Origin of the sequence: Rubrobacter tropicus (assembly GCF_011492945.1) — a bacterium.
GTDB lineage: Bacteria > Actinomycetota > Rubrobacteria > Rubrobacterales > Rubrobacteraceae > Rubrobacter_D > Rubrobacter_D tropicus.
This window is the reverse complement of the sequence record NZ_CP045119.1, coordinates 780,893-805,876: the sequence shown is the minus strand read 5'-3', so window position 1 is coordinate 805,876 and position 24,984 is coordinate 780,893. Positions and strand designations below refer to the sequence as shown.

23 protein-coding genes are annotated in these 24,984 nt (G+C 67.0%); 6 read left to right on the top strand and 17 right to left on the bottom strand.

Annotated elements, in window-relative coordinates; translation table 11 throughout:
* Window positions 1-103: 103 nt before the first annotated feature.
* The 11 genes from GBA63_RS03775 to GBA63_RS03730 form a co-directional block, all read right to left on the bottom strand.
* Window positions 104-910 carry an energy-coupling factor transporter transmembrane component T family protein gene (locus GBA63_RS03775; protein WP_166173612.1) on the bottom strand — a complete coding sequence of 269 codons (807 nt, stop codon included), beginning with the start codon at window positions 908-910 and terminating at the stop codon, window positions 104-106.
* A complete protein-coding gene (locus GBA63_RS03770) occupies window positions 910-1,788 on the bottom strand; it encodes an ATP-binding cassette domain-containing protein (RefSeq protein WP_166173611.1) in 879 nt (292 codons plus the stop codon). Before GBA63_RS03770 ends, GBA63_RS03775 begins: the two co-directional genes overlap by 1 nt.
* Window positions 1,785-2,645: an ATP-binding cassette domain-containing protein gene (locus tag GBA63_RS03765; protein ID WP_166173610.1), complete on the bottom strand. Its 861-nt coding sequence runs from the start codon at window positions 2,643-2,645 to the stop codon at window positions 1,785-1,787. Before GBA63_RS03765 ends, GBA63_RS03770 begins: the two co-directional genes overlap by 4 nt.
* 18 nt (window positions 2,646-2,663) lie before the next feature.
* Window positions 2,664-3,278 (bottom strand): ECF transporter S component, encoded by a 615-nt coding sequence (locus GBA63_RS03760; protein WP_228282298.1) that lies wholly within the window; start codon window positions 3,276-3,278, stop codon window positions 2,664-2,666.
* A gap of 283 nt (window positions 3,279-3,561) precedes the next feature.
* Entirely contained in the window at window positions 3,562-4,344 is a 783-nt protein-coding gene (locus GBA63_RS03755; protein WP_166173609.1) for an SDR family NAD(P)-dependent oxidoreductase, read from the bottom strand.
* A gap of 2 nt (window positions 4,345-4,346) precedes the next feature.
* Window positions 4,347-5,582, bottom strand: a complete 1,236-nt coding sequence (locus GBA63_RS03750; RefSeq protein WP_207957064.1) for a M20 family metallopeptidase — start codon at window positions 5,580-5,582, stop codon at window positions 4,347-4,349.
* A gap of 211 nt (window positions 5,583-5,793) precedes the next feature.
* Window positions 5,794-5,892: a type II toxin-antitoxin system HicA family toxin gene (locus GBA63_RS24250; protein WP_407690829.1), complete on the bottom strand. Its 99-nt coding sequence runs from the start codon at window positions 5,890-5,892 to the stop codon at window positions 5,794-5,796.
* A gap of 81 nt (window positions 5,893-5,973) precedes the next feature.
* Window positions 5,974-6,588 carry a LysE family translocator gene (locus GBA63_RS03745; RefSeq protein ID WP_166173608.1) on the bottom strand — a complete coding sequence of 205 codons (615 nt, stop codon included), beginning with the start codon at window positions 6,586-6,588 and terminating at the stop codon, window positions 5,974-5,976.
* Between the two features lie 213 nt (window positions 6,589-6,801).
* On the bottom strand, window positions 6,802-8,127 hold the full coding sequence (locus GBA63_RS03740; RefSeq protein ID WP_166173607.1) for a dihydrolipoamide acetyltransferase family protein: 1,326 nt from the start codon (window positions 8,125-8,127) through the stop codon (window positions 6,802-6,804).
* 13 nt (window positions 8,128-8,140) lie between these two features.
* Complete coding sequence (locus GBA63_RS03735; RefSeq protein ID WP_166173606.1) at window positions 8,141-9,127, bottom strand: alpha-ketoacid dehydrogenase subunit beta; 987 nt, start codon at window positions 9,125-9,127, stop codon at window positions 8,141-8,143.
* Between the two features lie 3 nt (window positions 9,128-9,130).
* Window positions 9,131-10,069, bottom strand: a complete 939-nt coding sequence (locus tag GBA63_RS03730; RefSeq protein WP_166179784.1) for a thiamine pyrophosphate-dependent dehydrogenase E1 component subunit alpha — start codon at window positions 10,067-10,069, stop codon at window positions 9,131-9,133.
* Between the two features lie 242 nt (window positions 10,070-10,311).
* Between GBA63_RS03730 and GBA63_RS03725 the strand changes: the two genes are divergently transcribed.
* The gene (locus GBA63_RS03725; protein WP_166173605.1) at window positions 10,312-10,560 is read left to right on the top strand and encodes a hypothetical protein; all 249 of its coding nucleotides are present in this window, start codon (window positions 10,312-10,314) and stop codon (window positions 10,558-10,560) included.
* On the opposite strand, the gene GBA63_RS03720 is transcribed toward GBA63_RS03725, so the two are convergent.
* The 6 genes from GBA63_RS03720 to GBA63_RS03695 form a co-directional block, all read right to left on the bottom strand.
* Window positions 10,536-10,793, bottom strand: a complete 258-nt coding sequence (locus tag GBA63_RS03720; RefSeq protein WP_166173604.1) for a hypothetical protein — start codon at window positions 10,791-10,793, stop codon at window positions 10,536-10,538. The two genes, GBA63_RS03725 and GBA63_RS03720, sit on opposite strands and share 25 nt — an antisense overlap.
* Before the next feature lie 109 nt (window positions 10,794-10,902).
* Window positions 10,903-11,286 (bottom strand): PaaI family thioesterase, encoded by a 384-nt coding sequence (locus GBA63_RS03715; protein WP_207957063.1) that lies wholly within the window; start codon window positions 11,284-11,286, stop codon window positions 10,903-10,905.
* 113 nt (window positions 11,287-11,399) lie between these two features.
* Window positions 11,400-11,960: a GNAT family N-acetyltransferase gene (locus GBA63_RS03710; protein WP_166173602.1), complete on the bottom strand. Its 561-nt coding sequence runs from the start codon at window positions 11,958-11,960 to the stop codon at window positions 11,400-11,402.
* 59 nt (window positions 11,961-12,019) lie between these two features.
* A complete protein-coding gene (locus tag GBA63_RS03705) occupies window positions 12,020-13,708 on the bottom strand; it encodes an acyl-CoA mutase large subunit family protein (RefSeq protein WP_166173601.1) in 1,689 nt (562 codons plus the stop codon).
* Between the two features lie 30 nt (window positions 13,709-13,738).
* The gene (locus tag GBA63_RS03700; RefSeq protein WP_166173599.1) at window positions 13,739-14,893 is read right to left on the bottom strand and encodes a glycosyltransferase; all 1,155 of its coding nucleotides are present in this window, start codon (window positions 14,891-14,893) and stop codon (window positions 13,739-13,741) included.
* A gap of 50 nt (window positions 14,894-14,943) precedes the next feature.
* Complete coding sequence (locus GBA63_RS03695; RefSeq protein ID WP_166173597.1) at window positions 14,944-16,131, bottom strand: acyl-CoA dehydrogenase family protein; 1,188 nt, start codon at window positions 16,129-16,131, stop codon at window positions 14,944-14,946.
* Between the two features lie 529 nt (window positions 16,132-16,660).
* On the opposite strand from GBA63_RS03695, the gene GBA63_RS03690 reads away from it, so the two are divergent.
* From GBA63_RS03690 to GBA63_RS03670, 5 genes are all read left to right on the top strand, one after another.
* Entirely contained in the window at window positions 16,661-17,350 is a 690-nt protein-coding gene (locus tag GBA63_RS03690; protein WP_228282288.1) for a response regulator transcription factor, read from the top strand.
* Window positions 17,351-17,786: 436 nt separating this feature from the next.
* Entirely contained in the window at window positions 17,787-20,522 is a 2,736-nt protein-coding gene (locus tag GBA63_RS03685) for a glycogen/starch synthase (protein ID WP_166173595.1), read from the top strand.
* Entirely contained in the window at window positions 20,507-21,379 is an 873-nt protein-coding gene (locus GBA63_RS03680) for a hypothetical protein (RefSeq protein ID WP_207957062.1), read from the top strand. Before GBA63_RS03685 ends, GBA63_RS03680 begins: the two co-directional genes overlap by 16 nt.
* Window positions 21,379-23,205 (top strand): ABC transporter ATP-binding protein, encoded by a 1,827-nt coding sequence (locus GBA63_RS03675; RefSeq protein WP_228282451.1) that lies wholly within the window; start codon window positions 21,379-21,381, stop codon window positions 23,203-23,205. Before GBA63_RS03680 ends, GBA63_RS03675 begins: the two co-directional genes overlap by 1 nt.
* 17 nt (window positions 23,206-23,222) lie before the next feature.
* On the top strand, window positions 23,223-24,983 hold the full coding sequence (locus GBA63_RS03670; protein WP_166173590.1) for a sulfatase-like hydrolase/transferase: 1,761 nt from the start codon (window positions 23,223-23,225) through the stop codon (window positions 24,981-24,983).
* Window position 24,984 lies beyond the last annotated feature (1 nt).

The window sequence follows — 24,984 nt, the reverse complement described above, 5'->3', positions numbered from 1 at the left end:
GTTCACCGCGGATGCTTTGCTCGGTATTGAGAGACTGCCCTCCCGCACCAGGGTGGCACACCGACAATGTTATTGCTGAAAGCTGATGGCCGAAAGCTGACAGCTACAAAGTCCATGCGGCGACCATCCAGGCGGTGACGAGAACCAGAATCGCCCAGTCGCCCGCGGTGGCCTTCATCACGCGGAACTTGGTGCGGTTCTGGCCGCCGCGGTAGGAGCGCGTATTCATGGCCGTGGTTAGCGTGTCGGCGCGGGCGAAGCCGCTGATAAAGATGGGGACGAGGAGGCGTCCGATGCGGCGGGCGCGGGTTACGGCGCCGCCCTCGTCGAAGGGGACGCCGCGGGCGGTCTGGGCCCTGGCGAGGCGTTCGACCTCTTCTATGAAGATCGGGACGAACTTTATGGCGATCACGAAAACCAGCACCAGCTCGTTGACGGGCAAGCGGAGCCGTTGCAGGGGACGGAAGAGAAGCTCCAGGCCGTTGGTGAGGTCGACGAGGGAGGTCGTCAGCATCAGCATCGTGGTGACGTAGTACAGGAAGACCACGCGCAGGCCCAGGATGCCGGCGGCGTAGAGCCCCTCGGTCGAGACGGAGAGTATGCCCCACCGCCACAGATATCCCGACGACTCACCGGGGTAGAAGAGGACCTGGAAGACGAGGATAAAGAGCAGGAAGCCGAAGAAGAACGCGGACCCGCGCAACAGGTAACCAGCGGGGATGCGCGAAGATACCTGGAACACGCCGAGAAGCAAGAACGCCAACCCGAAACCGAGAAAGTCGTCGACAAAGAACGACGCCACTATAAAGATGAACGTGATGACGAGCTTTACCCGCGCGTCCATCCGGTGGACGAACGAGCCCGTGTCCACGTACTGGCCGAAGATGACGTTGCGCTGCAACTCCAGCACTACGCCACACCGAGCCTCTTCACGAGCTCCGCCTCAAGCTCGTCCTCCGTCAGGACGTCCGTGGGGAAATCCGGGAACAGTTTCTTCATCTCCCGCGCCCCGACGACGGGCTCGGGCAGCGTTACGTCGAGTTCAGCCAGGCGGTCGGCCTCGCGCAAGACCTCGCGCACCGGACCGTCCATGGCGACCGTGCCAGCGTCCAGGACGACGAGGCGGTCGCAGAGGAGGCTCGCGTCCGTGAGGCTGGCGGAGCAGACGATGAGGGTCAGGTCCCTGTCCTCCTGCAGCCGGACCAGGAGCTCCAGCAGCTCGCGCCTGCCGCGCGGGTCGAGGCCGGCCATCGGCTCGTCGAGGACCAAAACCGGGGTGCGCATGGCGAGGACGCCCGCTATGGCGACCCGCCGGCGCTGGCCGCCCGAGAGGGCGTGGACGTAGCGCAGCCGGTACTCCGGGTACGGGAGCCCTAAAGTGTTCAGGCTCTCCTCGACGCGCCCGCGGGTCTCGGCGGCCGGGAGCCCGGCCGCGGTCGGTCCGAAGGCCACGTCGGCGCCGACCACGTCTTCTATGATCTGGGAGTCGGGCCGCTGGAAGACGATGCCGACCTCCCGCCTGAGCCGCGCCCGGTCGTAGCCGGGGGCCGCGACGTCCTCCCCCTCGTAGAAGACCTGCCCGGGCTTCACGCGCAAGAGGTGGGCGAAGGAGTCGACGATCGTCGACTTGCCCGACTGGGTTGCGCCCACGATCCCGACCCGCTCGCCGCGCCCGACCTCGAACGACACGTCCCTGACGGCCTCGCTCGCCCGCGGCGTCCCCTCCAGGTACGTGTGGCCGAAGTTCCGCAACTCCAGGATCGGGCGGTCTCCGTCAGAGCGCGTCATCCCGACGATCCGGCGGCGCGACGGCTCGCATCCCCGAGTCCCGCTATGGCGGTGCGAAGGTCCTCTTCGTTCAGGACGTCGCCGTTCAGGGGGATGCCGCGGGCGCGGAGGCGGTGGGCGAGGCTGGCGGCGAGGGGGACGTCGAGGCCTACTTCGCGCAGGCGCTCGACGTGGCGGAAGACCTCCTTCGGGGGTCCGTCCAGGACCATGCGCCCCGAGTCCATCACCACGACCCGGTCGAAGAGGGCGGCCTCGTACATCGAGTGGGTGACGTGCAAGACGCCCATGTTCTCGCGGCGGTTCAGGTCCCGGATCGTGGCGACCAGGCGCATCGCGACGGGGACGGGGAGGAGCGAGGTCGGCTCGTCCAGGATCAAAAAGCGCGGCCTCATCGCAAGCGCCCCCGCTATCGCGACCCGCTGCTTCTGTCCCGAGGAGAGGTCCTCGATCAGGCGCCCCCGGATCTCCTCCAACCCGAGAGCCCCGAGCGAGGCCTCGACCCTCTCCGCAATCTCCCCCCTGGGCAGCCCCAGGTTCTCTGGCCCGAACGCCACGTCGTCCTCGACGCGGTTCATCACGAGCTGGTCGTCGGGGTCCTGGAAGACCACGGAGACCTTGCGGCGGATCTCCCACCGGTTCGCCTCGTCCACGGGGACGCCGTCTATCCGGATCTCGCCCTCGGTCGGGTACTGGATCGCGGTCAGAAGCTTGACGAGCGTGCTCTTCCCGGAGCCGTTGTGCCCGATGATGGTGACGAACTGCCCCGGCTCGATTCGCAGGTCCAGATCCCGCAGGGCCCTGACCGCGTCTTCCTCGCCCGTGCGGTAGGAGAAGGAGACGCCCTCGATCTCGATCACGGCGTCGCGAACGTCCCTCTAATAGCGCCGCTCTTCGTCGGAACCCGTCTCAGACGCCGTCGTCCGGCCGCTGCGGACGAGCAGGACGCCGCGTACGACCACGACCGTGACGATGGCCGCGAGGATCGCCTCGATGATCACCTGCGGCAGGCTCGCAACCACCGCCTCTACCGGCAGGTAGGCCTCGGGGCCTATTGGCAGTATGAGCCCCAATCCCAATACGCCTATGGAATTGGTCAGCGATCCGGCGAGCCCGGCGGCGACGGAGGCGAAGTCTATGTTCCACCGCCTCAGGCTGGCGAAGACCATCCAGGCCACGACGCCGATAAGCAGCCGGGGCACGAAGGCGACGATGGGGTCCCTGAACAGGGGCACTTCGGCGTACAAGAAGGAGAAAGCGCCGAATATCGCGCCGGCGAGCAGGCCGACTACGGGGCCTTCCAGCGCCCCCCCGAGGACGGCCGGTATGTGAAGCAGGGTGGCGTTCCCGACGAAGGGTATAGGAACGGGTATCAGGCCAAGCCGGGTCGCGCCCAGGAAGAGGGCGACGCCGCCGATGATCCCGGATATCACGATCTCCCGCGTGCTGAAGTCGAATATGGAACTGCCTCTATCTCTGCCGGGGCTCGCCACCGATCACCTTCTCCTTCTCCGGGCTTCGGCCGGATGTCATCATCGGCCGAAGTATCCGCACCCGTGCTTTCGCTGTCAAACGGGTGGCGCCTTCGGCGCGCCGTCAGCTATCAGCGGTCGGCTTTCGGCTTCCTCCTGAGGTGGAGAGACTGGACAAACGCCCACGTCGCCCCGCGGAGCCACCACGTTTGTCCGGTTCTCTGACGAAACCAAGCCTCTCCAGCAACAAAGAAGCTGACCGCTGATAGCCAAAAGCTGAAAGCGCGGTTCGCGAAGCGAACCGCTACAGCGGTGGCGTGAAGCGCCCGTCTGCGGCGGTCCAGCCGCCGTCGACGAGCATGAAGCCGCCGGTGACGTAGGAGGCGGCCTCGGAGGCCAGGTAGACGACCATGCCGACCATCTCGTGCGGCTGGGCCCACCGGCCGAGGATGCTCTTTTCGGCGTACGAGCCGTACCAGTCGGGGCTGTCCTTGATCTGGGCCGTGAGCGGCGTCTCGACCACACCGGGGGCTATCGCGTTGACCCGCACCCCGCTGGGCCCGAGCTCGGCTGCCAGGGCCCGCAGCATCTGGACCGTCCCCGACTTCGTGGCCGCGTAGACGCCCTGCCCCGGCTCGACGACCTGCGCCCGGATGCTCGAGAACGCGATGATGCTGCCCGAGCCGCGCTCCGCCATGCCCCGCCCGAACTGCCGTACGAGCCGGAAAGTGCCCTTGAGGTTCAGGTCCACTATCCTGTCGAACTCTTCGTCCGTGATCTCCAACACCGGCTTCCTGACGTTGACGCTCGGCGTGCTGACGAGCACGTCGGGCGTCCCTATACCTTCCGCCACCGCCGCGACGCTCTTGGAATCGAGCATGTCCAGCCCGATGGCTATGGCCTTCCCACCGTTTTCCATGATGCCGTCGGCAGTAGCCTCGGCCGCCTCGGCATTCACGTCGGCCGCGTACACCTCGGCCCCGAAGGCGGCGAGCCCCTGGGCGCTCGCCTCCCCTATGCCGCTGCCGGCCCCGACGACGAGCGCCGTCTTTCCCGTCAAATCGAACATCGAGCGGTAGTCGAACATCTTCAGTCCTCTCCGTAGGCGTAGTACATGGCGGTGGCGGCGTAGAGCTTGCAGGCCGTGAAGAGCTCCTCCTCGTCCACCCATTCGTCCTTGTGGTGCGGGATCTCGCGGTCTCCGGCCCCCGTCGTGATTATGGGAATGCCGGCCCACGCGTGCAGAAACGTGCCGTCTGTCGCGCCCGGCACGCCGTTGTAGCGGGGTTCCGCGCCGGTCAGCCTCCGGTAGGCGGCGGCCGTGGCCCGGACGAGGGGCTCGTCCTTTGGGGTTTCGGTGGGCGGGCGCTCCTCGATCACCTCAAGCGTCGCGTCGAAGTCCGGGTCCTCGTCGGCGAGGCGCTTCAAGATCCCTTCGAGCTTGCCGACCAACTCCCCGTGCGACTGGGCGGGGGTGGTGCGGATGTCGAGGGCGACGTAGGCGCTAGCGGGGACCACGTTGATCTGGGGCTCCCCGAACTCGGGGCCCATCAGGATCGTCGGCGTCAGGCTAGGGTAGCCGACGAACGGATCTTCGCCGCAGCGCCCGATCTCCTCCCGCTCCAACTCCTCGACCGCCACCACGAACCGGGCGGCCCGCGTCACCGGGTTCACGCCGCTGAGGGGCATCGCCCCGTGGGCCATCCTCCCCCGCACCGTGACCTCTACGCGCAGAGCGCCCTTCTGCCTGACGCAGAGCTGGTTTTCCTCGGGCTCGCAGATCACGGCCGCATCCACCCCGGAAGCGTGCCCGCCCTCGACGAACGCCTTGATCCCCGCCATCATTCCCTCTTCGTCGACGGGGTGGCAGAGTACCAACCTGCCCGGAAAAGAGACGCCCGAGTCCTTGATCGCGCGTACGGCGACCACAGCCGCCGCCAAATTCCCCTTCGTGTCGCAAGACCCCCGGCCGTAGAGGCGCCCCCCTTCCCGCTCCGCCGCGAAAGGCGGATGTTCCCAATCCTCCGCCACCCCCTCCGTCACCACGTCCGTGTGAGCCTCGAAGAGAAGGGTCTTGCCCGGGAGATCCCCCTCCCACACGGCCCACACGTTCGGCCGCCCCGGCGCGACCTCCTCTGTCCGCACCTCGAAGCCGGCCCCTTCCAGGTACTCGGCAACGAACCGGGCGGCGGCCTCCTCGTTGCCGGCCGGGTCTTCGGGCCGGTAGACGCTCGGGATGCGGACCAGCTCCCGGGCCAGACGGACCGGCTCCTCACGGTCGATAAGCTCCCAGACCTTCTCTAGCAGATCTCCGGGCTCGCGCAAAGGACTAAACGCCGATCCGGTCCAGGCAGGTGGACCTCCGACCAACCGTTATCGTCGCGCGCGCATCAGTAGCGTTCGAGACAACCTCCTCCAAAACCGCCTGCTCCCATCAGCCTGTTCCCCGGTGCAGATTAGCAACGGCCCACGCGGGCCACAAGCGGAGGCCGGACCGGGCAGCCTGGGACCTTCTCATGCCGCTTGTGCGGACCGGCTACTCACAGCAATTTGCAGAGCTGTCAGGGTTCTTGTGTTGTCGGTGACTGCCCCGCGTTCTGACCAATCGCCAACCGTCCCGCTCGATCGGCTTGATGGCGTGGCGCGCTTTCGTGCATGGTTTGTCCGCGCCTGCCGACCGAACCTCTAGTCGGCGGGCAACCCCGGGTTTTGGGGCTCACCGGTTTGTGAGGGCGAGTTTGGCGGCGAACCCTATCAGGAACGCGCCGAGCGCGCGCTCGACCCACCGGCGGGCAACGGGCGCCGAGAGCACGAGGTCACGAAGGGCGGCGCTCGCGAGCGCGTAGACGGCGAACACGGCGAGGGTCATGAGCATGAAGACCCCTCCGAGCCAGATCAGCCTCGCGTCGAGCAGGCCCGGCGAAGCGTCGAGGAACTGCGGCAGAAAGGCGAAGAAGAACAGGGTGAGCTTCGGGTTCAAGACGTTCAAAAGGATCGCGCGCCGCACGACCAGGTTCATGGGTTCGACCGGGGCGGCCTCGCCGTCCAAACGTAGGTCACCGGCGTCGCGGATCATCGAGAAGCCCATGAAGAGGAGGTAGGCGACCCCCGCGTATCGGACCACCTCGAACACGACCGACCCGGCCTGCATGATCCCGGACAGGCCGAGCATGGCCGCCAGCATGTGGGGGACGATGCCCAACGTACAGCCGACGGCCGCGAACAACCCGCGCCGCCGGCCACCGCCGATCGAGCTCGAGATCGTGTAGACAACCCCGGTGCCCGGGATGAGGACCACGACGAGCGACGTCAACAAGAACTCGACGGACATGCCCCGGAGGCTAGCCGTTCGGGGAAAGCCCGTCAAGGATTTTACGTGCCAGGCGTAGGGATCGAGCCGATCTAATCACCCGGACAACCCGGCCACAGGTCCCTCGACAGATCCCCGGAAAAGTCTGGCGGCGCGTCTCGCACGGGCCCTCGCTAGTCGGCGGTCTTCCGATCCCCTTGTATCGTTTCCCCCTCCGCCGGCGCGCCTTGCCCGTTAGCCGACGCCATCCTCCGGCCCATAGCCCTCCAACCGCCGCTTCACCGCATTCAAGAACTTGAGCGCCGCGCCGCCGTCGAGGATGCGATGGTCGAAAGAGACCTCGAGGTTCATCATGCTGCGGATGGCGATGGCGTCGTCTAAGACGACCGGGCGCTTGACTATCGCCTCGGCCTGCAGGATGGCGGCCTGCGGATGATTGATGATTGGTGTGGACGCTACGCTGCCCAGAGAGCCAGGGTTGTTGACGGTGAAGGTCCCGCCGGAGACGTCCTCCGTGCCGAGTTTGCCCGCTCTCGCACGTTTGACCGCGGCGTCTACGCGGCGGGCGAGGCCGGTAATGTTGAGCTCGTCGGCGTCGGGGACGACGGGGACGATGAGGGCGCCGTCCAGATCTACCGCGATCCCCACGTTTATCTTTTTCCGTAGTACTATCCTGTCCCCGTCCCAGACGGAGTTCAGAACGGGGTTCTCCCCGAGCGCCTCGACTGCCGCTTTCACGATGAACGGCAGGTACGTGAGCTTCACGCCCTCCCGCTCCAGGAAGGCGGCCTTCTCCTTCTCGCGCAACGCGGCCAGGCCCGTCACGTCCACTTCGACGAGGGTCCAGGCGTGCGGGATCTCCCGCTTGCTCAACGCCATCCGGTTGGCGATGGCCCGCCGGATGCCCGTCACATCTTCCACCCTATCCCCATCGTGGACGGTCGCGCGCCGCGGCGCGGCTTCCGGCGTGGTGGGCGCCGGTTGCGCAGCCATCTCGGGCGCCGCCTCGTGCTCTTCCAGGAAGACCTCAATATCCTTCTTCGTCACCCGGCCGCCGGTGCCGGTGCCTGAGATGGAGGAGATCTCGACCCCGTGCTCGGCCGCGAGCCTGCGCACGACGGGAGAAGACCGCCGCAGCCTGAGTTCCTCGGCACTCGCGGAAGCCCGACCGTTGCCGTCTCCTCCAGCCGCCGTCCGGGCCTCCGCGGCGGGCCTGGCCGCCGACGCGACGGGCTGGGCCTCTGTCCCGGCGGCCGGGAACTCTTCCGTGGGAGATTCGGCCACTGCGTTCTCGCGTGGGGGAGTTTCGATAGGTTCCTCGCCGCCGGTGGCGACCAGCGCGATCTCGGTCCCCACGTCAACCGTGGTCCCCTCGGAGACGAGCAGTCTCTGAAGCTTTCCGGCCAGCGGCGACGGCAGCTCGGTGTTGACCTTGTCAGTCTCCACCTCCGCGATCGGCTCGTCCTGCTCGACCTCTTCCCCCTCGGCCTTGAGCCAGCGCGTTATGGTGCCCTCGGTGACGCTCTCCCCCAGTTGGGGCATCGTTATCGGTTCGGCCATCTCTTCCCCCTACCTAGTAGCGCGCCAGGTCAAGCATGGCGGCCTCGACCTTCTCCGCCGAGGGGACGAAGGCGTCGGTCAAGGGCTTGGCGAAAGGCGCCGCCGGGCTGTTTGGGCCGCCGATCCTTCTTACCGGGCCGTCGAGCCACTCGAAGGCGTGCTCGGCGACGAGCGCCGAGATCTCGCCCGACACCGAGCCTTCGAGGTTCGCCTCGGAGACGACGAGGGTCTTGCCGGTCTTCTTCGCGGAACGCAGGATCGTTTCTTTGTCCAACGGGTAGAGCGAGATCGGCTCGACCACCTCCGTCTCGATGCCGTGCTCGACGGAGATCTTCTCCGCCGCCCGCGAGACGTCGTTGAGCATCAACCCGTAGGAGATAACGGTGAGATCCGTTCCCTCCCTATGCACCCTCGCCCGGTCCAGCGGAACGGCGTAGTCCTCGTCCGGCACCTCGCCCTTGAGTAGCCGGTAGGATTTCTTGTGCTCCAGAAAGAGGACGGGGTTCGGGTCCCGGATGGCGCTTTTCAACGCGCCCTTGGCGTCGGCCGGGAAGGTCGGGGCCACCACTTTCAGACCGGGGGTGTTGCAGAAGTACGCCTCAACGGACTGGGAGTGGAACAACGCGCCGCCGGGGACGACGCCGTAGGGGGCGCGGATGGTTATGGGGGCGTTGTAGGCGCCGTTGGAGCGGTAGTAGAACAGGGCCGCCTCGTTGACGATCTGGTCGAAGGCCGGCGGTATGAAGTCCGCGAACTGGATCTCCGCGACGGGCCGCATCCCGTTGACCGAGAGGCCTATCGCGGAGCCCACGATCAGGCTCTCCGCGAGCGGCGTGTCGAAGACCCGCGCCTCCCCGAACTCCTCCTGCAACCCCTGCGTTACCCTGAAGACGCCCCCGGCCCGCCCAACGTCCTCGCCCATCACCATCACCGTTTCGTCCGCCCGCATCTCCTCGGCGAGGCCGTCGTGGATGGCCTGGAGCAGGCTCTTCGTGGCCATCTCCTACACCTCCGCGTAGACGCCGGCGAACCCCTCGTCGGGGTCGGCGAAGGGCGCGTTCTCCGCGTAGGCAGAAGCCTCTTTGACCTCAGCCTTCACCTCCTCGTCAAGCTCGTCCCTCTGGAATTCGTCGAGGACGCCGTGCTCCAGCAAATACTTCTCGAAGCGGGTGATGGGGTCTTTCAGCCTCCAGGCTTCGATCTCCTCCCGCTCCCTGTAACGCCGGTCGTCGTCGTCGGAGGAGTGGGCCGTCATCCGGTACGTCCTCGCCTCGATGAGCGTCGGGCCTTCCCCCCGGCGCGCCCGCGCCACCGCCTCCCTGGCGGCCTCGTAGACTGCGAGGACGTCGTTGCCGTCGACGGCAACGCCGGGAAAACCGTAGCCTTCGGCGCGGCCCGCGATGGAGCCCGCCACCTGAAATTTCTCGGGGACGGAGATGGCGTAGACGTTGTTCTCGATCATGAAGACCACGGGCAGGTCGTGGATGCCTGCGAGGTTCATGGCCTCGTGCCAGTCGCCGCCGCTCGTGGACGCCTCGCCGCCGCACGCCAGCACGACCCCGTCCTCGCCGCGCATCTTGAAGGCGAGCGCCGTGCCGGCCGCCTGCGGGTACTGGACGCCGATGGGCGCCGAAGCCGTGACTATGTTCAGCTCGCGACTGCTAAAGTGTCCGGGCATCTGGCGTCCGCCGCTGTTGGGGTCTTCTCTCCTGCCCAGGAGTGCGAGAAGCTCGTCGCGGGGGGTCATGCCGAGGGTCATCACTATGCCGTGATCCCTGTAGTACGGGTAGACGTAGTCGTGGCCGGGGCGGAGGTTGTAGGCGGCGCCTACCTGGGCCGCCTCCTGGCCCTGGCAGGAGATGACGAACGCGGCCTTGCCCTGACGGTTCAGGATCCAGGACCGCTCGTCGGTCCTCCGGGCGAGCAACATGTAACGGTACATCTTTCGTAGATCTTCCTCGCCCAGGCCAAGCACCTCGTGTTCGGTCCGGGTCTCCCCAATAGCCACAGTAGAGACCTCCTCATCGCGCTTTCCCCAGCACCGGAGCGGAGAGCTCCTCGAACGTTAATGCTACCAGACGAACATGCTCCGGGCCGCGAACCCGGGGCGTCTTCGGCCGGAACATCACCCGTTTGAGGGATGCGCCCGGCCGTCCTTTCCGACACAATCTGGCGCACTGGCGCATGGAAGAGGCAGTGGAGAGCCTCGCGGCGCGGGGGCTACCGGGAACGCCGTCCGGCACCTGGCGTTCGTGGGACAACGTCGCCGCCCGGATAGCGCGGGACGTGGAGGAGCCGGCGATGCCGGCGAGGTCGGATCACCTCGTGATGGTGAACGTCGGGCGACCCTACAGGATGAAGGAGCGGCTCGACGGGCTCCCGCCCCAACTCCGTCCGCAAGCCTCGCTTCAGACCACCATGCTTACGTCGTAGTGCCTGCGGACGGGCGTCTCGGTCAGCAGGGCCGCGAACTTTTCTATCTTCTCGTCGTAGAAGCCGCCGTCAACCGCCGCCTCCCGCTCGGCCGCCGTCTCCCAGAGGGTGATGGAGATGCCGATCCCCGTCTCCGGGTCCGTCAGAAGTATCGCCCCCTTGAACCCTCCCTGCTTCCTGGCCGCGGGCACCACCTCTTCCCGGTACACACGCACCATATCCCTCGTCTCCACAGGCCTCATCCTGAGGTCAACAACCCTCGCGTGCACGCCAGGCCTCCTTCCGGAATTTTTTGATATATAAGTAACAAATGAAGTGTACACCGGCGGGATGCCGGTGTCTTTAGCGTGATGTTCGGGCGGTTATTGGCGAGAGGGAGACGGTCTGGAGCACGGTCGCGCAGATTCGCTCCCCGTTCCCGCCCACCGCCGAGACGTCGGCCTTGCAGACGAAGAGCCTGCGGCCCGCCGTCACGACCTCCCCGCGGGCGACGAGCTTCTCGCCGAAAGCCGGCGCGAGAAAATTCACCTTGTACTCGACGGTCAAGACCTCCCGGTCCGGCGGGGCCAGGGTAAGGGCGGCATACCCGCCCGCGTTGTCCCCGACCGCGCCGATCACGGCCCCGTGAAAGTACCGCTCCTGCTGCGTAACCTCGTCGCTAAAAGGAACTTCGATGGTGCAAGATCCCTCCCCCACCTCCAGGACCCTGGCACCGAGCAGTCGCATGAGCCCTTGCCTCTCGAAGCTTGTGCGCACCCGTTCGAGCGGATCGCGTCTCTCAGACGATCCCTCCGGCTGTCCTACGCCCTCGTCCATGCCGTACTTGCCGCCTCGATCCTTCACAAGTCCATGTGCCACAAGAGTTGGACCTCGTCGGAAACGTCGCCGTACGCGTGGAAGTCTATGACCCCGAGTTCGCAGCCGCGCCGCGCGTAGAACCGGCACGCCGGTACGTTGACGTTCTGTGTTTCGACTTTGAACGAACGACACCGTCGCCCGCGGGCCCAGGCGACGGCGCTATCGAACAGCCGGTGGCCGATACCAAGACCTCGATGCTCCGGGTGGACCCGCAGGTCCCAGAGAACGGCCAGGTCATTACGTCCTTCGAGCATGTGAACAGCGGGCGTATTCCACGCGACGACCGCGCCACCGACCCGGCGCGACCCCTCGAAGGCAGATAGGACGGCCCAACGCGAGAGATCGAAGGTATCCGACCAGCACGACGGTCCCTCGCCCCGAATGCTGTCGTAATCTTTGAGGTAAGGTGCTACTCGCTCCTCGACGAGAGCCAGGCCGCCGCGGACAGGTTCCACGCGGAAGCGAGACCGGACCCAGAAAGCTATAGGCACCGTGCCGTACTCGGCCAGGCGGGCGGCCGACTCTTCGACCACGCGAATCATCCCCGGAAAACCCTTCCTTGCTGCTCACAAAGCTGACCGGCTGACAAGCTGAAATGCTCTCAAATCACCGGCGTCTCGCGGTAGGGGCCGAAGACCTCCTGCATCGCGTGGCTTATCTCCCCGACCGTCGCGTAGGCCCGCACGGCCTCGATGATCGGGTACATCGTGTTCCCTTCGCCCCGGCACGTTTCTTTGAGCTCTTCCAGACACTTCTCTACGAGGTCGTTGTCCCGCTTCCCCTTGAGTTCTTTGAGACGGTCCAACTGTCTCTGGGAGATCTCGGGGTCTATGCGGTGGGTCTCTACGTCCTGCTCTACTTCAGGCTCGTAGATGGTGACGTTTACCATGTGGCGCTTCTTCTCTTCTAGCTCGCGCTGGTAGCGGGCGGAGGCCTCGGCTATCTCGCGCATAGGGAAGCCCGCCTCTATGGCCTCGATCATGCCCCCCATCTCGTCTATCTGACGAAAATACTCGTAGGCCTGCCGCTCCAACTCGTCGGTCAAGGCCTCGACGAAATACGAGCCGCCCAACGGGTCTATGGTGTTCGTCACCCCGGTCTCCAGGGCCGCTATCTGCTGGGTCCTTACCGCTATCCGCACGGCCTCTTCCGTCGGCAGCGCGAGCGCCTCGTCCAGGGAGTTGGTGTGGAGGCTCTGGGTGCCGCCGAGGATGGCGGCGAGGGCCTCGAAGGCGGTACGGGCAACGTTGTTGTACGGCTCCTGGGCCGTGAGGGAGACGCCCGCGGTCTGGGTGTGGAAGCGCATCAGCAGGCTCTTCTCGTCCTCGGCGCCGTACTTCTCCCGGAGCACCGTCGCCCAGATGCGTCTCGCGGCCCGGAACTTGCAGATCTCCTCGAAGAAGTCCACGTGCGAGTTGAAGAAGAAGCTGAAGCGCGGCGCGAAGTCGTCGACGTGGAGGCCGGCCTCTATCCCGGCGTCTATGTAGGCGAACCCATCCGCGAGGGTGAAGGCGAGCTCCTGCGCCGCCGTGCTCCCGGCCTCGCGGATGTGGTAGCCGCTTATGCTCACGGTGTTCCACTTGGGCATGTGTTCCGTGGCGTAGACGAGCATGTCCTTGAAGACGCGCATGGAAGGGTGGGGCGGGAAGAGCCACTCCTTCTGGGCTATGTACTCCTTGAGGATGTCGTTCTGGTTGGTGCCGGCGAGTTGGTCGGGCGAGACGCCCTGCTTCTCGGCGGCGACTACGTACATCGCGAGCAGGACCATGGCGGGGGCGTTGATGGTCATGGAGGTCGAGATCTCGCCCATCGGTATCCCGTCGAAGAGCCTCTCCATGTCCTCCAGAGAGTCCACGGCAACGCCTTCTGTTCCAACTTCACCCAGAGATAGGGGCGAATCCGAATCCAGCCCCATCAGGGTGGGCATGTCGAAGGCGACGGAGAGGCCGTTCTGGCCGTGTTCGAGCAGGTACTTGAAGCGCTTGTTGGTCTCTTCCGGGTCCCCGTAGCCGGCGAACTGGCGCACGGTCCACAGGCGTCCCCGGTACATGTTCGGGTAGACACCGCGGGTGTAAGGATACTCTCCGGGGTAGCCGATCTTCTCGTCGTAGTCGCCCTCCACGTCTTCCGGGGTGTAGAGCGGTTTGATCGGGACGCCCGACATGGTCGAGAACTCGGCGTCGCGTTCCGGCGCTTTCGAGTAGGCCTCTTCCCAGCGGTCTTTGGCGCTCTTCCTGGTATCCAAGACGTGCTCCTCCGTCCTCTCGTCCCTATGCTCGAACTGTAGCATAGCGTCCGGCGGGGTCCGTGGCGCGGGGCCTTACGGGGCGTTCTTCAGGAGGTCCAGGGGATAGAAGGTGTCCCGCCACTCGACGCCGCCCCTCGCCAGCGTCACGGCGGCAGACCTGAGCGTGGCGTAGATAAGGGCGCCGGCCCCGAAGGGATGGAGCGCCGCGTAGAGGGGCGAGAGCTTCGAGCCTGAGATCCTCGGCCCGTAAACGTACATGGCAACCACGGCCAGCACGTCGGCAAAGCAGATCGCCCTCACGGCCGGGCGGCGCGCGAAGAGCGTCCCGAAGAAAGGCGCCACGTTGATCAGGAAGAGCACAAAGGATGCCACCAGGGCCGTCGATAGCCTGTAGTCCAGTCCGGGAAAGATGCTCTTCTCTAGTCCCCGGACGGCGCCGGCGAGGCTCCGGTGCCACTCGACGCTGATGGACCCGGTGCCGTAGGCGACGCCCTGGGAGAACCCTGCCTCCTTGAGCATCCGGGCCAGCCTCATGTCGTCGTCGGGGCGCAGACGGATGGCCCGGTGGGTCCCGGACGCAAGGTAGGCTTCGCGCTTCAGCAGGTTGAAAGACCCCACGCCGACGGCCTCCTTCGCCCCGGGGTCCGCGGCCCGCCACGGCCTTTGGGTGACCTCGAAGACGAGCACGAAGGCCGCCACGAAGCTCTTCAAGGCCACGCCGCGCGAGATCAGCTCCGGCGAGAGGGTAAGGTGGTCGAGTCTCTCCCGCAGGGCGTACCGGACCGCGTCGCCCACGCACCCTGGCGCGAAGCGGACGTCCGCGTCCGTGAAGAGCAGCCACTCGCCTTCGGCCTGCTTTGCCCCGAGGTAGAGCGCGTGGTTCTTTCCGAGCCAACCTTCGGGTAGACAGTCCACCCGCAGCGGCTTGAGACTTTCAGGATATTCGGCCGCGAGCTCGGTGAAGATCTCGCCCGTGCGGTCGGTCGAGCGGTCGTCAACGGCCACTACCTCCAGCCGTCCCGGGTAGTCCTGCTCCAGGACAGAGCGCACGGCCTCCCCCACCTCCGCCCCCTCGTCCCGCGCCGCCAGGACCACCGAGACCGACGGGTATTCATCAAGAGAGTCCTGTTGTCCCCCGACATCGCTGAGCACGGGCACCCGCCGCACGCCGCGAAACCACCCGCCGCACGCCGCGAGCCAACCCGCCGAACCGAGGACCAGAAGCAATGTCCCGAGACCTCCGAGCGCCCTCCCACCACCCCGGATGCGGCCGGCCCTCACCCGACGACGGTCCGCGAGCCTTCGACCCCGCCCGGTTCCTCCAGAGGCTCGTTCTGCTCGCGCAGGATGGCGCGGGAGATGACGAGGCGTTGGATCTCACTTGTACCCTCGTAGATCTCCGTAACCCTGGCGTCCCGGTAATACCTCTCGACAGGGCTCTCGTCCTTCATGTACCCGTACCCCCCAAGTACCTGCAACGCGTCGTTCGTCACCTCGTTCGCGACCTGCGAAGCGTAGAGTTTCGCCCTGGCGCCCGCTTCGGTTACGCGCATCCCCTGGTCCTTCATCCACGCGGCCTCGTGGACCAGCAGCCTGGCGGCCCGGATCTTCGTCTGCATGTCCGCGAGCTTGAAAGCTATCGCCTGGTGCTCCCCTATGGGCTTGCCGAAAGTCGTGCGCCTCGCGGCGTAGCCCGCCGCGTACCTGAAGGCGGCCTCGGCGATACCGACCGCCTGGGCCGCTATCCCGATCCTGCCAGGGTCCAGCGTCCCAAGCGCCACCCCCAGCCCCTTACCTTCTTCTCCCAACCGGTCTTCCTCGGGCACGAAGACATTGTCGAGCAGCAGGTCGTCTGTGGTAGCGGAGATGACGCCCATCTTCTTCGCGTGCTTGCCGAAAGAGATACCTTCGGCGTCCATCGGGACTATGAACGCGGTAACGCCTTTGGGGGCGCGGGCGAAGAGGATCGTGGTGCCGGCTATGCGGCCGTTCGTGATCCACTGTTTGTGGCCGCTGATCCTGTACCCGCCCTCGACCTTCTCTGACTTCGTCTCGATCGCGGCGGCGTCGGAGCCCGTCGAAGGCTCGGTCAAGGCGAAGGAGCCGATCCTCTCGCCGCGTGCGAGCGGCGGCACCCACTTCGCCTTCTGTTCCTCCGTGCCGAAGAGCAGGATCGGCAAAGTTCCCGCGCTCGTATGGACCGCGAGCGTTACCCCGACGCCGGCGTCGGCCCGGCTGAGTTCCTCGATCAGGAGGCAGTAAGAGAGGAAGTCCAGGCCTGCCCCGCCGTACTCCACTGGCACGCAGAGACCCATGAAGCCCATCTCCGAGAGCTTTTCCAGCGTTTCGAACGGGACCCTGTCTTCCAAGTCCAACCCCGCGGCCCGCGGAGCTACCTCCCGGTCGGCGAACTCCGTCGCCCGATCCTTTAACTCCCGTTGCTCCCTGCCCAATCCGAAGTCCATACGCTCCAATACCTCGTGCCCGTCTCCCGAACGTATAGTAAGCCCGGTGGATGCTCCGCACCATCATGCCCGGCTGCGCGCAGATCGACCCGCGACGCGTCCGAGGGGAACCGGCTTCGCCACCACGAGGAGGTTGCCCCGAACGACCTGCACCTCGAACCTTCCTCTGACTCTTTGGCAATGTGCACCCCGCCCGTACAAACCGTGCTCCGCCTACGGTCGACGCCAGAACGAAATCCGACAAACCTTGTCGCATTTGTGTTAAGGTTCGGACACGATACGGTTTGACGTCCGCCGGCGGGACAACCGGCGGAGCACGATACGGAAGCCGGGGCGGTTTGGCGGTCTCTGTTGTCATGCGGATGACCGCCTGGCCGTGGTACGAGGGAGTCTAAGCCCTTGCCGACCACGAGCATCATCGAGAAGGTCCCCCATTCGAGTGCGGGCTCGCGGCCGTGCGTTGCGGCTCCTCCTCCGCTGTTTCGCCGACCGATCCACGCGCGTCCGGAGGAAGCAAGGCTTTCGGCCCTTGCCAAAGACGAAGAGCACGGTCGTGGCGCGGGTACTAATAGTTGACGACCACGCGGTCCTTCGGGAGGCGCTGGCTCTGTTCTTGAATCAAGAGCCGGACCTGGAGGTCACGGGCCAGGCGGGGTCTCTCGCCGAGGCATGCGAGATGCTTGGCGACGGTTTCGACGCGGCCGTGGTGGAGCTTACGCTGCCTGACGGGAGCGCAACAGGCCTCGTGCACGAGTTGCGAAAGGCCAACCCTTCGGCGGCGATCCTGGTGCTCACGGCGGAGACCGATCCCGTGCGACACGGCGCGGCTGTCGCAGGCGGTGCGGACGGCGTCATGCACAAGTCTTCGAGGGCGCAAGAGATAGTCGAAGCGGTGCGGCGCCTCCTGAAAAGTCAGGCGCTGAACTCGTTGCCGGAGACCGCCAGGCTCCTCCGTTTGAGCGAGAGGTTCCGAGAGTTGGTCAGGCGCTCGGGGGTCGAACGCCTGACCCCGCGCGAGCGCGAAATACTGCAGGCGCTGGCCGACGGCTTCGAGACCCGGGATATCGCGGCCCGCCTCGGAATGAGCGAGCGAACCGTGCACACCCACGTGGCGAGCATCCTCCGCAAGCTCGGCGTGACCTCGCAACTTCAAGCCGTCGTCCACGCCGTGCGCTTCGGGATCGTGCGTATACGCCCTTTCTCCATCGACGAGGGGTGAGCGCCGGGGGCCTCGCAAGTACCCCCCAGCGTGCGCCAACAGGACCAACTCTCCGCAGAAGTGTACCCCCCAAATGGGCTATGTAATATTACCGATTTACCGCCGTAATGGATTTTGTTAGCGTCCCGTCCACGCAAAGTTAAATGCGGGTTAACTCCCGTAAGGTGGGATAAGGGAAGGCTTACGTAGGGGTACGCCATGTGCTCACAGGCTGCTTTATCGACCTGGAATCCTTCGGCAGGCACGATCCCGGGCGGACCGGCTCGGGACTGGGGCGCTGTACGTGCCGATCTCGGCACCCGGGGGACACGCGGGGCGGTCGGCGCATACGGGGGCCTTGCCGGGAGAGGGAGGTATCGTAGCGGCCCCGCGATCCGTGCGGTAGGCACGGGCCGTCCGGGCTCGGAACCCTTCCCGAGGAAGGGGAGTGAATAGGGTGATCAGCGAGCGCTTGAGGATCGTGTTCGCCATCGCCGAAGCCTATCCCTTCATCAAAGTAGGCGGCCTCGCCGACGTGGGGGCTTCGCTGCCCAAGGCCCTCGCCCGCTCCGGTCACGACGTAAAGCTTGTGTTGCCGGGATACTCTTGCGTGGGGGCCGGGGTGCCCCTGCTCTCGTTCGGGGTTCCCATGGGGACGGGGACGGAGAGGGCGACCTTCGCGCATCACGGCAGGCATCGGGGCGTCGACGTCTACTCGGTGGGTGGTGAAGGATACTTCGACCGGGAGGCGGTCTATGGCGGCTACGAAGACGACGACGTGGCCCCCTTCATCTTCTTCTCCAGGGCCGTGGTGGAGTTCGTCGCGCGGTCGGGGTGGAGGCCCGACGTCCTGCACTGCAACGACTGGCACGCCGGGCTGGTACCCCAGTACCTCCGTCACGGGCGCCACGGGGCCGCGTTCGGCCGGACGAGGACCGTGTTCACGATCCACAACCTCGCCTACCAGGGTCACTTCGGTCCGGAGACCCAGGCGCTCGTCGGCATGGACGGCGAGGGGAGCATGCTGGCCCGGGGCATCGCCTACGCGGACGTAGTAAACACCGTCAGCCGGCGCTACCTGGAAGAAATACTCACCGTCAGGCACGGGATGGGGATGGACGGCCTGCTCCGCGCCCGAAGCGGGGACGTCCACGGCATCCTGAACGGCGTGGACTACGAGGACTTCGACCCCCGCACCGACCCGCGCATCGCCGCGCGCTACGACGAGTCCTCCCTGGAGCGCAAGCGGATCTGCAAGGCGGAGCTTCAACGCAAGAGCGGGCTAAGGGTCGCCACGGACCTCCCGCTCCTGGGGATGGTGGCCCGGCTGGTGGACCAGAAAGGCTTGGACCTCCTCTGCGCGGCCGTGGACGAGGTGGCGGCCCTGGGGGCCCAGCTCGTGGTGATGGGCAGGGGCGACGAGCACTACGAGCGGGCGCTGGAGGAGGCTGCCACGCGCCTCCCCGGCGCGGTCGCGTACCACGCCACCCCCGACGAAGCACTGGCGAGGCAGGTGTACGCCGGGTCGGACCTCTTCCTCGCGCCCTCCGCCTTCGAGCCCTGCGGCCTCGGGCCGCTGATCGCCCTTCGCTACGGCACCGTGCCCGTCGTCAGACGTACCGGCGGCCTGGCCGAGACCATCCCGGACTACGACCGGCGGCCGTCGGACGGACTGGGGTTCAACTTCGCCCGCCGCTCCCCCCGCTACCTGGTAAAGACGGTGGGCAGAGCCCTGCAGGCGTACGGACGCCGGGTGGAGTGGCTGGACCTGCAGAAGCGGTGCATGACCGCGAACTTCTCGTGGGAGAGGGCCGTCGGTGAGTACGAGAGGCTGTACGCGCGAGCCCTCTCGGGGAGCCGGGCGAGCGTCCCGGCAGCCGAAGCGGCGCCCGCCGGGACGCGGACCCTGAGCGCGGAAGAGTCGCGGACCGTCAGGCCCGTGCCCCTGGCGCTCGTGCACCACGCCAACCAGTACCTGCTCACCGACGGCTACGACAACCGGGAGGGGATCGGCGAGCTGGCGGAGGGCTACGCCGCGGCCCTGCGGCTGCACGAGAAGTACGGCATACCGGCCAACCTCCACATCAGCGGCACCCTCGTCGAGACGCTCGCCTGGTACTCCCCGTGGCTCCTAAGGATGGTCAGGGACCTGCGGGAGAAGGACCTCGTCTACCTGATAGGCGGCACCTACGCGGAGAACGTGATGCCCGTGTTCCCGCCCTCCTTCAACCTGCGCCAGCTCGACGAGTTCCTGTGGCTCTACGAGCACCACCTGGGCTGCCCGCCGGGGGAGGTAAAGGTCTGCTGGGTCCCGGAGCGGGTGTGGGACACCTCCAGCCTGGCCCCCGTCCTGACGAGCGGCCGGCTGGAGAACGGCGGCTACCGTTACGTCCTGCTCGACGACCGGCTGCTGTACCCCACCAACGGCTCCTACGAGGAGAGCCCGAGGGCGCGCTTCGACTCCGCGGGACCATACGCCTCGGTATCCGCCTCGCGCAACGGCCGCAAGAGGCGGTCGAAGGACGTGCTCGGCCCCGTCGAGACCCACAGAGCCTACAGGATCTCCGGCGCCAACGGCCTGACGATGGTGCCCATGTCGGCCAACCTGCGCTACTGGGTACCGCCCCTGTTCCCCGAGCACTGGCGCTACCTGGAGAAGACGGTCGAGTCGCTCGCCCAGAGAGGCGACGACCACACGCTGCTCGTCTACGCCGACGATTTGGAGAACACCGCCGGCATCGGCGGGTGGGACTCGAGCGCCCTGGGACGGTACGAGGCCTTCCTGCGCTGGATCTCCTCCAGGGAGGACGTCGTCCCCGTGCGCCTCGGCGGCTGGCTCTCCGACCACCCCGCCGAAGAAGAGAGAGAGCTGGAGGGCGGCTCCTTCTTCGAGCTGGCCAGGGACTGGCGGGCCAGGGAGGATTATCTTGGCTGGTGGGAGGACCCCGCGTGGTCCTCCTACAAGGGACACCTGACCGACGCCCGGAGTGCCGTGCGCTCCGCGCAACAGACGGGCGCGGACGGGCGGCTCCTCGATCTGGCCTGGAAACACCTCATGGCCTCCACCTACGAGACCGCCTGGCACGAGGACACCGACGAGGGCTTCGGTCCGGCGCCCTGGGCGAAGGCGGTGGCGAGCCACTCCCGGACCTGCCAGGTGATAAGCGACGCCGCGAGGTGGTTCGCCAGATGAGGGGGCCGCGGGCATCGCTGAAGATGACCGACCTCGACCGCGACGGCGGCAGGGAGTTGATCCTGCGCAACGACGGCCTCTACGCCGTCCTTTCCCCCCGGCAGGGTGGGCGCCTGATCTACCTGTTTACCCGCGGCCCGCGGGGGGGCGCCCTGGTGGTGGGCAACCCCACGGACGACTGGAACTTCCAGGAAGAGATCAACCGCTACATGGACCGACCGGCGAACCACCCCGGCGCCCTGGCGGACGTCGGCTTCGAGCACGACCGCTACCAAACCTCCCTGGTGGACGTGGACTCGCACGCCTTCGTGGAGATGACCAACGTGCAGGCCGGCAGCCGCATGCGCGGCGCCAGGAAGACCGTGCTCCTCTCCCCGGACGGCCCCGCCCTGCTCGTCTGCTACCGCCTGCCCGAGGGTTTCGGCGCCATCGAGACGGAGGCGTGCCTCTCCCCGGACTACTACCGGCTTCTGAGGTGGGGGCGCAGCGGCCTGAGCGCCACGTCCGGCGGGGAGCGCCGGCAGGGCGCCCGCAACGGCGACGTGGCCGTGTGGCTCGCCCTCGCCCACGACGAGGACACCCGCTGGGGAGAGCCCGCCTCCCCCGAGGTCGGCCACGGCCTCAACGTCCGCGCGCGGGCGAACTCCGAGCACTTCCACCTGCTCCTGGGCTGCGGGGAGATCGACGACGAGGGCTGCCGCGCGCTCCTCAGGGAGGGCATGGACGTCCTCCACGAGGTCGGCGAGGAGGCGGAGCATACCGGCGCGCGGCGAGGCCGCGCCGTCTCCAGGCCGGTCGGACCCGTCCGCCCGAGCCGGAGGGAACCGGCCGCGCCGGGTGGCGGAGGGGAAAGGTGATGTTTAGGGGCAAGTTCGGCCGCTTCGGGCAGACCGGGACGGGTGAGGAGGCGGTCACGCTCAAGGCCCTTCGGACCTTTCTCCCGTTCATCCGGCCCCACTGGCGCGGGTTCGTCCCGGCGTTCGTCGGTGTCGTGGCGACCAGCCTCGTCGCGCTGCTCAAGCCCTGGCCGCTCAAGTTCCTCATAGACAACGTCCTGCAGGTCGGTCAGGCCGGCCCGCGGACCACCTCGCCCACCACGATCATCCTCGCCATCGGGGGCGCCATAGTGGGCATCGCCGTGCTGCAAGGCCTGTTCACCTACCTCAAGGAGTTCTTCCTCTCGGCCACCAGCCAGAGGGTGGCGTTCAGCCTGCGGCGCGCCCTCTTCGACCACATGCAGCGGCTCTCGCTCGCGTTCCACGACCGGCAGCGGACCGGGGACATGATCACGCGCGTCACCACGGACGTCACCAAGGTGCAGGAGCTGGTGACGGACAAGCTGCTGGTGGACGGGATAAGCAGCGTGCTGCAGTTCGCCGGCATGCTCACCGTGATGCTCGTCATAGACTGGAGGCTCGGCCTCATCGCCGCGGCGTGGGCCCCCCTCGTAGTGCTCGCCTCCGCGTACTTCAGACGACGCATCAGGGACGAGGAGGTCCGGGTCCGCCAGAGGGAGGGCGACGTCACCTCCCTGGCGCAGGAGACGATCTCCTCGATCCGGGTGGTGAAGGCATTCGGCCGGGAGAGGTTCGCGAACCGCAGGTTCGAGGAGCAGACCGGCGAGATGGCCGAGGGCAACGTGAACGTGGCGCGGCTGGAGGCCCGCTTCTCGTGGGCGACCACCATCCTGTCGGCGACCGGCCTGGCCGCACTCGTGGTCTTCGGCTCCTACCAGGTGCTCGCCGGCGCCCTCACCGCCGGTACGCTCGTCGTCTTTATCCAGTACATGCGCGACCTGCAGAGCCCGCTGAACACCCTCTCGAGGTTGTGGGCGAAGCTCGCGAGGGTCATGGTGAGGGTAGAGAGGATAGTGGAAGTCTTCGACGAGCGGCCCGCCGTAGAGGAACGCCCGGGGGCCAAGACCGCGCCGCGTCTTCGGGGGGGGATCCGGTTCGAAGGCGTCTCCTTCGGCTACGAACCGGAACGGCCGGTGCTGCGAGACATAAACCTGAAGATCGAGCCGGGGGAGGCGATGGCGATAGTCGGGGCCACCGGCGCCGGCAAGAGCACGCTGGCGAGCCTGATCCTGCGCCTCTACGACCCCCAGGCGGGCGCCGTGCTCGTCGACGGCCGCGACATCCGCGAGTACAAGCCTGAGTCCCTGCTGGACCAGATCAGCGTCGTCCTCCAGGAGTCGTTGCTCTTCCAGACCACCATCAGGGAGAACATCGCCTACGGCAGACCCGGCGCGACCTTCGAGGAGATCCGGGAGGCCGCCCGCGTCGCCTACTGCGACGAGTTCATCGAGAAACTGCCGAAAGGCTACGACACGGTGGTCGGGGAGCGGGGAGGGACCCTCTCGGGGGGCCAGCGACAGCGCATAGCCATCGCGCGCGCGGTTATCCGCGACGCCCCCGTTCTCATCCTGGACGAACCCACCGCCGGGCTCGACGCTGCGTCGGAGGGGATAGTGGTGCGCGCGTTGGAGCGGCTGATGGGCGGGCGCACGACGCTCATGATCGCGCACAAGCTCTCGACCGTGAGCAGGGCCGACAGGATCTGCGTCCTAGACGGCGGCGTCATCGTCGAGGAGGGCACGCACGAGGAACTGATGGCCAGAGACGGAGCGTACGCGCGGGCGTTCCAGCTGCAGACCGTGGCGGGCGGGGACGCTGGCCGATAAGGAGGAGGATGCGACGGATGACACACGCACTGCTGATTCTCGTCGACGCGTTGAGGGCCGACCACCTCGGCTGCTACGCGGGCGAAGACAGGGGCACGCCCAACGCGGACGCCCTTGCCGGGGAGGGCGTCCTGTTCAGGAACGCCGTAAGCCAGGCGTCCTGGACGCGGCCGTCTACCGCCTCCATCATGACGGGCCTCTACCCCAGCCAGACCGGCCTCGGCGGCAAGTGGAACAGGACGAGGGAGGGCAGGCTCCGTACCCGAACCCTCGACCCCTCGATCCCCACGCTGGCCGAGCTCGTCACCGCCGCCGGGCACGCCACCGCCTTCGTCGGTGGCAACGCCAACCTCAAGCCCCTGTTCGGCATCACCCGGGGTTTCACCCACAACATGTGGCGCTCCACCAGCGACGGGGCCGTCGCCGCCGAAGACTTCGAGCGGTGGCTGCTGGCCGAACGGCCGGAGAGTTCCTTCTGCTACGCGCACTTCATGGACGTCCACAACCCAATGCCGGCGGGGACGATACCAGCCCGGCTCGACACGGGGTTGGACCTCTCGCTGGTCGAGGAGAGCAGCCAGGAGCTTATGAACTACTACGCCGCCGCCGTACGGCGCGCCGACGAGCACATCGGGCGGGTCGTCCGCGCCCTGAAGAGGGCGCGGACGCTGGAGGAGACCCTGATCATCGTCAGCGCCGACCACGGCGAGGAGCTCGGGGAGCACGGCGGCATGCTCTCCCACGGCCGCACCCTCTACCGGGAGACGCTCAACGTCCCGCTCATCGTACGCCTGCCGGGGGGCGCGTTCGCCGGCGAAGAAGTCTACGAGCCGGTCCAGTGCATAGACTTCTTCCCCACCGTCCTGGAACAGTTGGGGTGCCCGCCGGCCGACGTGCCAGGCAGGAGCATACTGCCCCTTATCCGGGGCGAAGAGGCCGACGGCGGCGCGGCCTTCTCCGAGTACCTCAAGCCGCACCGGTACGGGCAGTCGGTGACCACCCGGAGGCACCAGTACGTGCAGGACTACCTCCTGGAAGAGACGCGCACCGGCTCCCCGGACGACCTGCGCCCTGGCGTCTGTGTCGCGGTCAAGGGGCAGCCGATCCGGGGCGGGCGGTTCATGGCGACCAAGGTACTGATAGAAGACCCGGAGGACGAGCCGACGCTGAGCGGGGTGGTGGACGGCGTCGAAGAGGCCGACGGGTCGGTGACGGTTATGGGCATCGCGTTCGAGGTCGACGGGGCCACCCGGTTCGTCACGAACGACGGCAGCGCGCTCTCCCTCGGAGCGCTCGAGGCGGGAGACCACGTCACCGTCGACTTCGCCACGGGCCCCGACGGCCTTCGCACGGCCACGAAGATACGGCGCAAGGCCGCCGGGGGGAAGTCGAAGATATGGGGGCCCATAGAGGAGGCCCGGGACCTGGGCGCCGGGCTGCGCTCCGTAACCGTGTTGGGCATGGACGTCCTGATCGACGGCAACGTGAAGGTGCGGGCGTTGAAAAACGGGAACCGCGAGGAGAGGCGGGAGAGCCCGGTTGAGCGGGTGCTAGCCGGCGACTTCATCGAGGTAGGCCGGGAGCTCTACGATATCGAGAACGACCCGCTCGAGGCCCGAAACATCGTCGACGAGCGCCCGGACGTGGCCCAGCAGCTCGAAGAGACGCTCGCCCTCTGGACGGAGTCCCTCGAAGGACGGAGCCGCACGACCACGGGCGACGTGGACGTGGACCCGGAGACCATGGAGCAGCTCCGGCTGATGGGCTACGTCGAATGAC

Coding starts and splice junctions, on each gene's coding strand:
- GBA63_RS03770 (WP_166173611.1), bottom strand. CDS start 1,788: ATGACGCGCTCTGACGGAGACCGCCCGATCCTGGAGTTGCGGAACTTC.
- GBA63_RS03755 (WP_166173609.1), bottom strand. CDS start 4,344: ATGTTCGACTACCGCTCGATGTTCGATTTGACGGGAAAGACGGCGCTC.
- GBA63_RS03745 (WP_166173608.1), bottom strand. CDS start 6,588: ATGTCCGTCGAGTTCTTGTTGACGTCGCTCGTCGTGGTCCTCATCCCG.
- GBA63_RS03740 (WP_166173607.1), bottom strand. CDS start 8,127: ATGGCCGAACCGATAACGATGCCCCAACTGGGGGAGAGCGTCACCGAG.
- GBA63_RS03735 (WP_166173606.1), bottom strand. CDS start 9,127: ATGGCCACGAAGAGCCTGCTCCAGGCCATCCACGACGGCCTCGCCGAG.
- GBA63_RS03730 (WP_166179784.1), bottom strand. CDS start 10,069: ATGTACCGTTACATGTTGCTCGCCCGGAGGACCGACGAGCGGTCCTGG.
- GBA63_RS03725 (WP_166173605.1), top strand. CDS start 10,312: ATGGAAGAGGCAGTGGAGAGCCTCGCGGCGCGGGGGCTACCGGGAACG.
- GBA63_RS03715 (WP_207957063.1), bottom strand. CDS start 11,286: ATGCGACTGCTCGGTGCCAGGGTCCTGGAGGTGGGGGAGGGATCTTGC.
- GBA63_RS03710 (WP_166173602.1), bottom strand. CDS start 11,960: ATGATTCGCGTGGTCGAAGAGTCGGCCGCCCGCCTGGCCGAGTACGGC.
- GBA63_RS03705 (WP_166173601.1), bottom strand. CDS start 13,708: ATGCTACAGTTCGAGCATAGGGACGAGAGGACGGAGGAGCACGTCTTG.
- GBA63_RS03695 (WP_166173597.1), bottom strand. CDS start 16,131: ATGGACTTCGGATTGGGCAGGGAGCAACGGGAGTTAAAGGATCGGGCG.
- GBA63_RS03675 (WP_228282451.1), top strand. CDS start 21,379: ATGTTTAGGGGCAAGTTCGGCCGCTTCGGGCAGACCGGGACGGGTGAG.
- GBA63_RS03670 (WP_166173590.1), top strand. CDS start 23,223: ATGACACACGCACTGCTGATTCTCGTCGACGCGTTGAGGGCCGACCAC.